Raw genomic sequence first — 12164 nt, forward strand, 5'->3', positions numbered from 1 at the left:
TCAGACCTCCAGTCCGAAGATGCTCGGCACGCGATCGAGCGCCGCGAAGAACGCGTCGATGTCCTCGCGGGTCGAGTACACGTTGAAGCTGATGCGGCTGCTCGCGACGGCCTTGAGACGCCGGTGCAGCGGCCACGCGCAGTGGTGGCCGGTGCGGATGGCGACCCCGGCGTCGTCGACGATCTGGCCGACGTCGTGCGGGTGCACCTCGTCGACGGTGAACGCGACGGCGCCCGTGCGGGAAGCGGCATCGAGGGGGCCGAGGACGGTGGTCCACGGCCGGGCCGCGAAGCCCTCGAGCGCGTAGGTGATGAGATCCTGCTCGTGCGCGAAGACGTTCGCCATCCCGAGCGCGTCGAGGTAGTCGCACGCTGCGGCGAGACCGATGGCCTGTGCCGCATTCGGCGTGCCCGCCTCGAAGCGCTGCGGTGCGGGCGCGTATGTCGAGCCTTCGAGCCGGACGATCTCGATCATCGAACCGCCGGTGAGGAACGGCGGCATGGCGTTGAGCGTCGTGTTCTTCGCCCACAGCACGCCGATGCCGGTGGGGCCGAGCATCTTGTGGCCGGAGAAGGCGAGGAAGTCGACGTCGAGCTCGCGCACGTCGACCGGCATGTGCGGCACCGACTGGCACGCGTCGAGCACGACCCACGCACCGACCTCACGGGCGATCGCGCTGATCTCGTCGACGGGGTTGATCGTGCCGAGCACGTTCGACACGTGCGAGAAGGCGACGATCTTCGTCTTCTCGCCGACGCTCGCCCGCATCGAGTCGAGGTCGATGCGGCCGTCGTCGGTGATCTCGCACCAGCGCAGCGTGGCGCCCGTGCGGCGCGCGAGCTCCTGCCACGGCACGAGGTTGGCGTGATGCTCCATCGGCGTGATGACGATCTCGTCACCCGGGCCGATGCGCAGCCGCTCGGCCAGCTCCGGGTCGACGCCGTCGAGCGCGCCGTCGAAACCTGCGTTGCTGAAGGCGTACGCGACGAGGTTGAGCGCCTCCGTCGCGTTCTTCGTGAACACGATCTCGTCCGCCTCACCACCGATGAAGCCGGAGATCGTGGCACGAGCCGCCTCGTAGGCATCCGTCGCCGCCTCCGACAACTGGTGCGCACCGCGGTGCACCGCGGCATTCACCGTCCGGTAGAAATCACCCTCGGCCGTGATGACGGCTTCGGGGCTCTGCGACGTCGCGCCGGAGTCGAGGTAGACCAGCGGCTTGCCGTCGCGGATGCGGCGCGCGAGCACGGGAAAATCCTCTCGCACGCGCGCCGCGTCGAACGAAACGTCAGTCATGATCAGGCCTTGACCTCGCTGCCGACCGCCGCGTTGACGTACCGGTCGTAGCCCTCGGCCTCGAGACGGTCGGCCAGCTCGGGGCCACCCTCCTCGGCGACGCGGCCGTTCACGAACACGTGCACGTGGTCGGGCTTGATGTAGCGCAGGATGCGCGTGTAGTGCGTGATGAGCAGGACGCCGCAGTTCGTCTCCGCCTTGGCGCGGTTCACGCCTTCGGAGACGATGCGCAGCGCGTCGACGTCGAGGCCGGAGTCGGTCTCGTCGAGGATCGCCATCTTCGGCTTGAGCAGCTCCATCTGAAGGATCTCGTGGCGCTTCTTCTCGCCACCGGAGAAGCCCTCGTTGACGTTGCGGTCGGCGAACGCCGGATCCATCTTGAGGTTGCCCATGGCGTCCTTGACGTCCTTGACCCACGTGCGCAGCTTCGGCGCCTCGCCGTCGACGGCTGTCTTCGCGGTGCGCAGGAAGTTGGAGACGGTGACGCCGGGAACCTCGACGGGGTACTGCATCGCGAGGAAGACGCCGGCGCGGGCGCGCTCGTCGACGCCCATCGCGAGAACGTCCTCGCCGTCGAGCGTCACGGTGCCGGAGGTGATCGTGTACTTCGGGTGACCCGCGATCGAGTACGCGAGGGTCGACTTGCCGGAGCCGTTCGGGCCCATGATGGCGTGCGTCTCCCCCGAGTTGATCGTCAGGTTGACGCCCTTGAGGATCTCCTTCGTCCCGTTCTCCGTCTCGACGGTGACGTGGAGGTCGCGAATCTCAAGCGTAGACATGGTGTTTCGTCCTTCGTTCGAAAAGTTGGTGGGTGCGCCGGCGCCAGGCTCAGGCGGGGATGCCGACGAACACGGCCGAGCCGTCGATCTTCGTCGGGTAGACGTTGACGGGCTGCATCGCGGGAAGGCTCATCGGCTTGCCCGTCTCATAGTTGAACTTCGAGCCGTGCAACCAGCACTCGATGCCGTCGTCGTCGACCTCACCCTCGGACAGGGACACGGCCGCGTGCGTGCACGTGTCATCGAGCGCGTGGATGACGCCGTTCGAGTCCTTCGCGAGGCAGATGACGAGGTCGTCGACGTCGACCTTGATCGCGCCGGGCTGCGGGATCTCCTCGACGCTCGCAAGGTTGACCCACTCGACGTTCTCACTCATGCCTGCTCCTCGACGATCTCCTGCGTCGCCGCGAGCTCGGCCTCGATGGCCTGCATGAGCGGGTCGACGACCTCGGGGACACCGATCTTGTTGATGATGTCCGCGAAGAAGCCACGCACGACGAGACGACGCGCCTCGGCCTCGGGGATACCGCGTGCTTGCAGGTAGAACAACTGCTCGTCGTCGAAACGGCCCGTCGAGCTCGCGTGGCCAGCGCCCTCGATCTCGCCGGTCTCGATCTCGAGGTTCGGCACGGAGTCGGCTCGGGCGCCGTCCGTCAGGACGAGGTTGCGGTTGAGCTCGTACGTCTCGATGCCCTCGGCCTCGGCGCGGATCAGCACGTCACCGACCCAGACGGTACGGGCCGTCTCGCCCTGCAGTGCGCCCTTGTACGTGACGAGGGAGGTGCAGCGCGGCGCGTTGTGGTCGACGAACGAGCGGTGCTCGAGGTGCTGACCGGCGTCGGAGAAGTAGACGCCGAGCAGCGTCGCCTCGCCGCCGGGGCCCGCGTAGCGGACGTTCGAGTTCATGCGGACGATGGCGCCACCGAGCGTCACCGCGATGTGGCGGTATGACGCGTCACGACCGACGAGGGCCGTGTGATCGGCGAGGTGCAGCGCGTCGTCGTCCCAGCGTTGGACGGAGACGAGCGTGAGATCGGCGCCGTCCTCGGTGATGATCTCGACGTTGGCCGTCACCTGCGCGGAGCCGGTGTGATCGAGGATGACGAGAGCCTTCGAGTGGTGCTTGGCCTCGATGACGACATGGCCGTTGGCGCGCTTGTCGGCGCCCTCACCGTGGATCGTCAGGCGCACCGGCTGCGTCAGCTCCGCCTCGGCGGGGATGACGAGGTGGCTCGCGTCCTGCGTCAGCGCGTGCGCGAGCACCGACGCGCGGTCGCCCGGCGTCAGGACGGTGCCGCGCGGGGCCTCGCCGATCGCGAGCGTGCCGGTCTCGAAACCCTCACCCTCGATCGTGACGGTGAGCGCGTCGTCGTCCGTGACCTTCTCGGCCAGCAGCGGCGAGAGGCGGTCGACGGGGGTGAAGCGCCACTCCTCCTCGCGCCCGCTCGGCACGCCGAAGTCGGCGACGTCGAACGACTTCTTGCGCTCGGCGCGCGACTGGTCCGGCACGAACCCGCCGTCGGTGTGCTGGCCTGCGAGGGTGGCCTGGGAGGTCTTGCCCAGTTCAGAGATCTCGGCGGTCATCAGCCGACGGCTCCTTCCATCTGGAGTTCGATGAGACGGTTGAGTTCGAGCGCGTATTCCATCGGCAGCTCGCGGGCGATCGGCTCGACGAAGCCGCGGACGATCATCGCCATCGCTTCTTCCTCGGACAGGCCGCGGCTGCGCAGGTAGAACAGCTGGTCCTCGGACACCTTCGAGACGGTCGCCTCGTGGCCCATCTGCACGTCGTCCTCACGGACGTCGACGTAGGGGTAGGTGTCGGAGCGGGAGATCTGGTCGACGAGCAGCGCGTCGCAGACGACGGAGCTCTTCGAGTGTTCGGCGCCCTCGAGCACCTGCACGAGACCGCGGTACGACGTACGGCCACCGCCACGGGCGACGGACTTCGACACGATCGTCGAGCTCGTGTTCGGGGCGGCGTGCACCATCTTGGCGCCGGCGTCCTGGTGCTGGCCCTCGCCGGCGAACGCGATCGACAGCGTCTCGCCGCGCGCGTGCTCGCCCATGAGGAAGACGGCCGGGTACTTCATCGTCACCTTGGAACCGATGTTGCCGTCGATCCACTCCATCGTCGCGCCCTCCTCGCAGGTGGCGCGCTTCGTGACGAGGTTGTAGACGTTGTTCGACCAGTTCTGGATCGTCGTGTAGCGCACGCGTGCGTTCTTCTTCACGACGATCTCGACGACGGCCGAGTGAAGCGAGTCGGTCTTGTAGATCGGCGCGGTGCAGCCCTCGACGTAGTGAACGTACGAGCCCTCGTCGGCGATGATGAGCGTGCGCTCGAACTGGCCCATGTTCTCCGTGTTGATGCGGAAGTAGGCCTGCAGCGGGATGTCGACGTGGACACCCTTCGGCACGTAGATGAACGAGCCACCCGACCACACGGCCGTGTTGAGCGCGGCGAACTTGTTGTCACCGGCGGGGATGACGGTGCCGAAGTACTCGCGGAAGAGTTCCTCGTGCTCACGCAGGCCCGTGTCGGTGTCGACGAAGATGACGCCCTTCTCCTCCAGGTCCTCACGGATCTGGTGGTAGACGACCTCAGACTCGTACTGCGCGGCGACGCCCGCGATGAGGCGCTGCTTCTCAGCCTCCGGGATGCCGAGCTTGTCGTACGTGTTCTTGATGTCCTCGGGAAGCTCGTCCCACGTCGTGGCCTGCTTCTCCGTCGACTTCACGAAGTACTTGATGTTCTGGAAGTCGATGCCCGTGAGGTCGCTGCCCCAGTTCGGCATCGGCTTCTTCTCGAAGAGGCCGAGCGACTTCATGCGCAGCTTCTTCATCCACTCCGGCTCGTTCTTGCGGTCCGAGATGTCCGCGACGATGTCGGGGTTGAGGCCACGCTTCGCGGATGCGCCGGCGGTGTCGGTGTCCGCCCATCCGTACTCGTAGCGGCCGAGGTCGGCAAGACCCGGGTTGAGCTCTTCGATGGTGCTCATCGCTGCTCCTTCTTCTGGTGGGCGTCGGTCTGGTCTGGGGTGTCGAGGTGGCGGCTTACGCCGGGCGCGGCGTGCGGTCCTGGCGGGCCGGCGTCCTGCGCTCGTGGCACGGCGGGCGTCGGGATGAACGTCGTGCAGACGTGGTCACCGTGCGCGAGGGAGGCCAGGCGCTGCACGTGCACGCCCAGGACCTCGGAGAACGCGGCACGCTCGGCCTCGCAGAACTCGGGGTGGCTCGCCGCGACGTGCTGCACCGGGCAGTGCCCCTGGCACAGCTGTACGCCGGCGAGCGGGGTTCCCTCCGCGACGGGACGCGTCGAGGCGGCAAAGCCCTGACGGGACAGGGCGCGTGCGAGGGCGTCGGCGCGGGCGTCGGGGTCGTCACCGGCGGCCTCGACGGCGGGACGGACGCTGTGGGCCAGCTCGCGGGCGCGTTCCTGGGCGACGGCGACGAGTGCCTGCTCTCCCCCGAGCTCGATGAGGTGCTCGATGACCTGCGAGGCGAGAGCGTCGTAGCCGTCGGGCATCGCGCCGTGGCCGGCTTCGGTGAGGACGTAGGCGCGCGCAGGGCGACCGCGCCGGCGTGCACCTGTCGTCGGGGCCCCGCGTTCGGCGATGAGGCCGTCAGCGAGCAGAGCGTCGAGGTGACGGCGCATGGCCGCGGGCGTGAGGTTCATCCGCTGCCCCAGCTCGGCCGCCGTCACGGGGCCGTGCTCGGAGACGGCCGTACGGACGCGTTCGCGGGTCGAGGTGGCCGGTGCCGTTGCGTTCGAGGCCGCCTGCTGCGTGCTCACGTTCGTGGGCGTGTTCATGGTCGACCTCCTTCGCGTGAACGGCTCACACCTAAATTAACAACACCAATGTTGCGTAATTCCCTCGGAGAGTGAAACTGAGGTTCACCTCACCTCGACGCGGGAGTCGACGCGCCCGGGCCCGGCGCCGGGTCGCGCGTAGACTTCACGGGTGCCGAAACTGCCCGCAAGCCCCGACGACGGCGCCGCGAGGGCTGCCGTCGACATCCGCGACGTCACGCACGCCTACTCCGGCAACCCCGCCCTGCGCGGGCTGTCGTGGAGCGCTCCCGCCGGTCGAGTGACGGCCGTCCTCGGCCGCAACGGCGCGGGCAAGACGAGCGTCATCGAGATGGCAGAGGGGCTGCGGCGCCCCGATTCGGGCAGCATCCAGGTGCTCGGGGTCGAACCGTGGAACGCCGATGCCGATCATCGCGCGCGCGTCGGTGTCATGCTGCAGGACGGCGGGCTGCCGATGGGAACCAAGCCGATGGCGCTGCTGCGTCACCTCGCGTCGTTCTACCGCGCCCCCCGCGACGTCGACGAGCTCGCCGCGCGCCTGGAGATCCCGTCGTTCAACCGCACGAGCGTGCGACGCCTGTCCGGGGGCCAGCGCCAGCGGGTCGCACTCGCGGCGGCGATGGTGGGGCAGCCCGACCTGCTGTTCCTCGACGAACCCACCGCCGGCCTCGACCCGCACGCCCGCCGCGAGGTGTGGGCGATCATCAGCGACGAACGCGACCGCGGCGCGAGCGTCGTCGTCACGACGCATTCGTTCGAGGAGGCTGAACGCCTCGCCGACCACGTCGTCATCATGAACGCGGGAACGTGCGTGGCGCAGGGCACGCTGGATGCGGTCACCCACGGGCGTGACCTCGAGGACGTCTACTTCGACCTGACGGAGGCCGCGCGATGACCCGCCCCGATTCGACCCCGGCGACGTCGGCGTCCTCGACGACATCGATGGCCGAGGTGCCCTCCAAGCGCTCGATGGCTGCTGACGCAACGACCCGGGCGGCTGCGCCCGGCCGACGGATGCGCGCCCAGGCGGCGTTCGAGGGCCGCACGTTGCTCGCGAACGGCGAGCAGCTGCTCGTCTCCTTGCTGCTCCCGGCGATGGCCCTGCTCGGACTGCACTTCGCCTCGACGCCGGATCTCGGCCCGGGGCGCCGGATCGACCTCGCGACGCCGGGCGTCCTCGCCCTCGCCATGGTGTCGACGGCGTTCACCGGCCAGGCCATCGCGACGGGCTTCGACCGACGCTACGGCGTGCTGCGACTGCTCGGTGTGACACCCCTCGGCAGCCGCGGCTTGCTCGTCGCCAAGGCGGTGGCGGTCGCCGGTGTCGTCGCGGTGCAGACGCTCGTCCTCGGCGGGCTCGGGCTCGTGCTCGGCTGGCACCCGCACTGGGCGGGCGTGCCGCTCGCCATCGTGTTCCTGCTGCTCGGGTGCTGGGTATTCGTCGCCCTCGCTCTCGTCGTCGCGGGCCGGATCCGCGCCGAGGGTGTCCTCGTCGTCGCAAACCTGCTGTGGGTCCTGCTCGCTGTCGGCGGTGGCCTGCTGCTCGCGACCACGCAGTACCCGTCGTGGTGGGAGCCGATCGCGCGCTTCCTGCCCACCGGCGCGCTCGGCGACGGTCTGCGCTCGGCGCTCACCGGCTCGGGAGCGCTGGCGCTCCCCCTCGTCGTGCTCGTCATCTGGGGTGCTGTGCTGACGTTCGCCGCGTCGCGGTTGTTCCGCTGGTCCGACTGAAATTTTCCCTGCTGCGTGGCAAGCGAGCCTGTGCCTAGCGCCCACGTGGCTCCGGCAGGTGGTGACGAAGGTCCCCGCCCCAGGCGCGCCCGGGCGTCCGATCTGTGATGGGCGCCCACTACGCTTGGATGTCGTGACTCACTCCTCCCCGATGACGTCCGACGCGGCCGTTGGCGCCGCGCCCGTCGCGCCTCCTGAATCTCGTCCCGTCAACCCGTGGTTGAAGCGGCTGTTCTGGCTCAACCTGGTCGTCGAGATCGGCATCGTCGTGACGGGTGGGCTCGTGCGTCTCACCGGTTCGGGGCTCGGGTGCCCGACATGGCCGCAGTGCGTTCCCGGCTCGTACACGCCGGTGCCGGAGCAGGAACAGTCCTGGCACAAGTACATCGAGTTCGGCAACCGGACGCTGACGGGCGTCGTCGGTATCGTCGCCATCGCGCTGTGCCTGGGCATCTTCTTCTGGGCTCGCACGCGTCGTCGCCTGCTCCTGCCCGCCGGGTGCGTTGTCCTCGGCATCGTGCTGCAGGCCGTCGTCGGTGGCATCACGGTTCACATGGATCTCAACCCGTTCATCGTGGCCTTGCACTTCATGCTGTCGATGCTGCTCGTCACGGCGTCCGCGTGGCTCGTGTGGCGTGGGCGTGAGGGCGACGGGCCGAAGCGACCGCTCGTGCCGACGCCCATCGCCGTCGTCGCGAAGATCGCCGCCGTTCTCGCGTTCGTCGTTCTCGTGCTCGGCACGATGGTGACCGGTTCCGGTCCGCACAGCGGTGATGCCGACGAGCCCGCCCGCACCGGGTGGGACGCGCGGAGCGTCGCGTGGCTGCACGCCGACACCGTCATGCTGTTCTGCGGGCTCGTCGTCGCCGTCCTGCTCTCGCTGTTCGTCCTGCGCAGCCCTGCCACCACGCGACGCACCTGGATCGGCCTGCTCGTCATCACTCTGCTGCAGGGCGTGCTCGGCTACGTCCAGTACTTCACGGGCGTGCCGTGGGTGCCGGTGCTGTTCCACATGCTCGGCGCGTGCCTGCTCGTCACGTGGATGACCTGGGCCCTCTGCTGCCTGCGCGAGCGCCCCTGAGACGCCTGCTCCGCCGACTTCCCCTCCACCACGACCCGTCTCATCGCTGGCGGCGGCAATCGTCGGACCTGACCAGGTGGCCGCAAATGTGGACGAAAATCGCAGGGGTGGACATGAATCGCGAGTGTGTCCACCGGACGACGAAGCGGGCCTCACCAGATGGTGGGGCCCGCTTCGTCAGTGAGTCGATGCGTTTCGGTGACTCGGTGTGATCAGCGGATGACCGCGTAGTACCAGATCGGGTCGAGGGCGACGCCGATGAACAGCAGCGTCAGGTAGCTGATCGAGTAGTGGAACAGGCGCATCGGCTTGAGCACCGAGTACGGGGCGCCTTCCTTTGCGCGCTTGAGCAGCATGTGCGCCTCGAGCAGGAACACGGCGCCGGAGACGACGGCGATGACGGCGTAGATCCATCCCATGGGCGCGATCGGGATGAGCGCGAGCGACGTCAGCACCGTCACCCACGAGTAGGCGACGATCTGCTTCCCGACGGTCACGTCCTCGGCGATGACGGGCAGCATGGGGACGCCGGCGTTCGCGTAGTCGTCCTTGAACCGCATCGACAGCGGCCAGTAGTGCGGCGGCGTCCAGAAGAAGACGACGAGGAAAAGCACGAGCGCCGACCACGACACCGAGTTCGTGACGGCGGACCAGCCGATGAGCACCGGCATGCATCCGGCGACGCCGCCCCACACGATGTTCTGCGACGTGCGGCGCTTCAGCAGGATCGTGTAGAAGCCCACGTACAGCACGATGGCGCCGAGCGAGAGCCATGCGCTCAGCCAGTTGACGAGCAGCCCCAGCCACAGTGTCGCGGCGACGCCGAGCACGAGGCCGAAGATCAGCGCGGCCCGCGGCGTGATCGCCCCCGTGACGAGCGGTCGCCCCTCGGTGCGGTGCATGAGCTTGTCGATGTCTCGATCGAGGTAGCAGTTGAGCACGTTCGCCGAGGACGCCGACAGCGTGCCGCCGACCAGCGTCGCGACGATGAGCCATGCCTCCGGTACGCCGCGCTCGGCGAGAAACATCACCGGGAACGTCGTGACGAGCAGCAACTCGATGATGCGCGGCTTCGTCAGCGCGACGTAGTCGCCGATCTTCGCCTTGAGCGAGCGGTCACCGACGGGGCCTGTGGCCTCGCGGTTCGGCACGGTCGTGTCCTGTTCGAGCGCTGTCACGGTGTCCTTCATCGGTGCGATCGGGGCAGACGGACGAGGGTCCGTCTCAGGCCAGTCTACTCAGGGTGACTCGCGACCTCGACGAGGACTAGGCTCGCCTCGAGTTCGATTCCGACACGAAGGAGCCAGACCCGTGACCACGGATCAGTCCACCCCCGAGCGTTCCGACGCACTCGCCCTGCCGAAGGCTGACAAGGCCGGCTGGAGCGACATCGACGTCCGGGCCGTCGACACGGCCCGCCTGCTGGCCGCCGACGCTGTCCAGAAGGTCGGCAACGGCCACCCTGGCACCGCGATGAGCCTGGCACCCGTCGCCTACCTCATCTACCAGAACCTCATGACGTACGACCCCACCGACACCGAGTGGATCGGCCGCGACCGTTTCGTCCTGTCCTGCGGTCACTCCTCGCTCACGCAGTATGTCCAGCTCTACCTGTCCGGTTCGGGCCTCGAGCTCGACGACCTGAAGGCGCTTCGCACGTGGGGTTCGAAGACCCCCGGCCACCCCGAGGTGCACCACACCAAGGGCGTCGACATCACGACGGGCCCGCTCGGATCGGGCCTCGCCTCCGCCGTCGGCATGGCGATGGCGCAGCGCCGTCAGAAGGGCCTGTACGACCCGAAGACGCCGGCCGGCGAGTCGCCGTTCGACCACCACGTCTACGTCATCGCCTCCGACGGCGACATCATGGAGGGTGTGACGGCCGAGGCCAGCTCCCTGGCCGGTCACCAGCAGCTCGGCAACCTGACCCTCGTCTATGACGAGAACTACATCTCGATCGAGGACGACACGAACGTCTCCTTCTCCGAGGACGTCGCCAAGCGCTACGAGTCGTACGGCTGGGACGTGCGCGTCGTCGACTGGCGCGCCTCCGCGAAGGACGGCGGCAAGTACACCGAGGACGTCGACGCGCTGTTCGAGGCGATCGAAGAGGGCAAGAAGGTCACGGACAAGCCCTCCATCGTCATCCTGCGCACGATCATCGCCTACCCCGCGCCGACGAAGCAGAACACGGGCAAGGCCCACGGTTCCGCGCTCGGTGACGACGAGATCAAGGCGACGAAGGAGCTGCTCGGCTTCGACCCGGAGCAGACCTTCGAGGTCGACGACGCCGTCATCGCGCACACCCGCAAGGCGATCCAGCGCGGACAGGCCGCTCACGCCGAGTGGACGAAGAAGTTCGACGCGTGGAAGTCGGCCAACCCCGAGGCGGCGAAGCTGCTCGAGCGCGTCCAGGCCAAGAAGCTGCCGGCGAACTTCGACGAGGCCCTCCCGGTCTTCGAGGCCGACGCCAAGGGCATCGCCTCCCGCGCCGCGTCCGGCAAGGTGCTCAACGCACTCGCCGACGTCGTGCCCGAGCTGTGGGGCGGTAGCGCCGACCTCGCCGGCTCGAACAACACGACGATGGACAATCAGCCGTCGTTCATCCCCGAGGAGCGTTCGACGAGCACGTGGAAGGGCAACCCGTACGGCCGTACGCTGCACTTCGGCATCCGCGAGAACGCCATGGGCATGATCCTCAACGGCATCGAGCTCGAGGGCCTGACGCGCGCCTACGGCGGCACGTTCCTCGTGTTCTCCGACTACATGCGCCCCGCGGTGCGCCTCGCCGCCATCCAGCAGATCCCGTCGACGTTCGTGTGGACGCACGACTCGATCGGCGTCGGTGAGGACGGCCCGACGCACCAGCCGATCGAGCACCTGAGCGCGCTGCGCGCCATCCCGAACCTCAACGTCGTGCGCCCCGGTGACGCGAACGAGACGGCTCAGGCGTGGAAGAGGATCCTCGAGACGACGGATGCCCCGACCGGCCTCATCTTGAGCCGTCAGGAGCTGCCGACGCTCGACCGCTCCGAGTTCGCATCCGCCGAGGGCACCACCAAGGGCGGCTACGTTCTCGCCGACAGCGAGGGCGAGCCGAACGTCATCCTCATCGCCACGGGGTCGGAGCTGTCGCTCGCCGTCGAGGCGCGGAAGGAACTCGAGGCCAAGGGTGTTGCCACCCGTGTGGTCTCCATGCCGTGCCGCGAGTGGTTCGACGCACAGGACGACTCCTACAAGGAGAGCGTGCTGCCGAAGAACATCAAGGCGCGCGTCGCCGTGGAAGCCGGCCACCCGATGAGCTGGTACGACATCGTCGGCACGGACGGTCGTGTCGTCGGCATCGACCACTTCGGCGCCTCGGCCGACGCCAAGACGCTGTTCACCGAGTTCGGCTTCACGCCCGCGAAGGTCGTCGAGGCCGCCGAAGCATCCATCGCAGCTGTCGAAGGAAAGTGATTCA

11 protein-coding genes are annotated in these 12164 nt (G+C 68.3%); 4 read left to right on the forward strand and 7 right to left on the reverse strand.

All coding sequences use genetic code 11. The features are described 5' to 3' along the window. From HMPREF0321_RS07230 to HMPREF0321_RS07255, 6 genes are read right to left on the reverse strand one after another with little or no spacing between them, the layout of a single operon-like run. A complete protein-coding gene (locus HMPREF0321_RS07230; protein WP_006945394.1) occupies positions 1-1296 on the reverse strand; it encodes an aminotransferase class V-fold PLP-dependent enzyme in 1296 nt (431 codons plus the stop codon). Between the two features lie 2 nt (positions 1297-1298). Further along, a complete protein-coding gene (gene sufC, locus HMPREF0321_RS07235) occupies positions 1299-2075 on the reverse strand; it encodes a Fe-S cluster assembly ATPase SufC (protein WP_006945408.1) in 777 nt (258 codons plus the stop codon). Positions 2076-2124: 49 nt separating this feature from the next. Next, positions 2125-2451 carry a non-heme iron oxygenase ferredoxin subunit gene (locus tag HMPREF0321_RS07240; RefSeq protein WP_006945472.1) on the reverse strand — a complete coding sequence of 109 codons (327 nt, stop codon included), beginning with the start codon at positions 2449-2451 and terminating at the stop codon, positions 2125-2127. Continuing rightward, positions 2448-3659: a Fe-S cluster assembly protein SufD gene (gene sufD, locus HMPREF0321_RS07245; protein WP_006945352.1), complete on the reverse strand. Its 1212-nt coding sequence runs from the start codon at positions 3657-3659 to the stop codon at positions 2448-2450. Before sufD ends, HMPREF0321_RS07240 begins: the two co-directional genes overlap by 4 nt. Then, the gene (gene sufB / locus HMPREF0321_RS07250) at positions 3659-5077 is read right to left on the reverse strand and encodes a Fe-S cluster assembly protein SufB (protein WP_006945377.1); all 1419 of its coding nucleotides are present in this window, start codon (positions 5075-5077) and stop codon (positions 3659-3661) included. The genes sufD and sufB overlap by 1 nt, the downstream gene beginning before the upstream one ends. Further along, the gene (locus HMPREF0321_RS07255; RefSeq protein WP_006945371.1) at positions 5074-5889 is read right to left on the reverse strand and encodes a metalloregulator ArsR/SmtB family transcription factor; all 816 of its coding nucleotides are present in this window, start codon (positions 5887-5889) and stop codon (positions 5074-5076) included. Before HMPREF0321_RS07255 ends, sufB begins: the two co-directional genes overlap by 4 nt. Before the next feature lie 151 nt (positions 5890-6040). Here HMPREF0321_RS07255 and HMPREF0321_RS07260 point away from each other — a divergent pair, with 151 nt between their 5' ends. The 3 genes from HMPREF0321_RS07260 (at position 6041) to HMPREF0321_RS07270 (ending at position 8701) form a co-directional block, all read left to right on the forward strand. Further along, positions 6041-6784, forward strand: a complete 744-nt coding sequence (locus HMPREF0321_RS07260) for an ABC transporter ATP-binding protein (RefSeq protein ID WP_006945449.1) — start codon at positions 6041-6043, stop codon at positions 6782-6784. Beyond that, entirely contained in the window at positions 6781-7620 is an 840-nt protein-coding gene (locus HMPREF0321_RS07265; protein ID WP_006945421.1) for an ABC transporter permease, read from the forward strand. The genes HMPREF0321_RS07260 and HMPREF0321_RS07265 overlap by 4 nt, the downstream gene beginning before the upstream one ends. 133 nt (positions 7621-7753) lie before the next feature. Beyond that, positions 7754-8701 carry a heme A synthase gene (locus HMPREF0321_RS07270; protein ID WP_240742493.1) on the forward strand — a complete coding sequence of 316 codons (948 nt, stop codon included), beginning with the start codon at positions 7754-7756 and terminating at the stop codon, positions 8699-8701. A 212-nt stretch (positions 8702-8913) separates the two neighbouring features. Here the strand turns inward: HMPREF0321_RS07270 and HMPREF0321_RS07275 are convergent, their stop codons facing one another. Further along, positions 8914-9891 (reverse strand): heme o synthase, encoded by a 978-nt coding sequence (locus tag HMPREF0321_RS07275; protein WP_006945342.1) that lies wholly within the window; start codon positions 9889-9891, stop codon positions 8914-8916. 121 nt (positions 9892-10012) lie between these two features. Here HMPREF0321_RS07275 and tkt point away from each other — a divergent pair, with 121 nt between their 5' ends. Further along, on the forward strand, positions 10013-12160 hold the full coding sequence (gene tkt / locus HMPREF0321_RS07280) for a transketolase (protein ID WP_006945425.1): 2148 nt from the start codon (positions 10013-10015) through the stop codon (positions 12158-12160). The last annotated feature ends 4 nt before the right edge of the window (positions 12161-12164 follow it).

Source organism: Dermacoccus sp. Ellin185, from assembly GCF_000152185.1.
Lineage (GTDB): Bacteria > Actinomycetota > Actinomycetes > Actinomycetales > Dermatophilaceae > Dermacoccus > Dermacoccus nishinomiyaensis.